The sequence below is a fragment of the Methylobacterium longum genome, assembly GCF_022179385.1.
In the GTDB taxonomy this organism is placed as follows: domain Bacteria; phylum Pseudomonadota; class Alphaproteobacteria; order Rhizobiales; family Beijerinckiaceae; genus Methylobacterium; species Methylobacterium longum.
The window spans coordinates 1-258 of sequence record NZ_BPQS01000204.1 but is presented as its reverse complement, the minus strand read 5'-3'; the positions used below and the strand labels follow the sequence as shown (position 1 = coordinate 258).

Genomic DNA, 258 nt, shown 5'->3' with positions numbered 1-258 from the left:
ATTCAGGTCGATAACGGGCCCGAGTTCGTCTCGAAAGCACTCGACCGCTGGGCCTACGAGAACGGCGTCACGTTGGACTTCTCGCGGCCTGGCAAGCCGACCGACAACGCGCTGGTCGAGTCGTTCAACGGCCGCCTGCGCGACGAGTGTAAGCGCTGTCCTCAGGCCACGGCTTTGAGGGCCGGCGTTGGCTGGTAAGCCCATGGCAGCAGATCATCGAGGTGCCGCTGCCGATGGCCCTCGACGATGCGGGTGATG

At 64.7% G+C, this 258-nt stretch carries 1 pseudogene; it reads left to right on the top strand.

What is annotated here, in order from left to right:
* Window positions 1–150, top strand: a pseudogene (locus MFF58_RS32110) (integrase core domain-containing protein); the annotation flags it as partial.
* Between the last annotated feature and the right edge of the window lie 108 nt (window positions 151–258).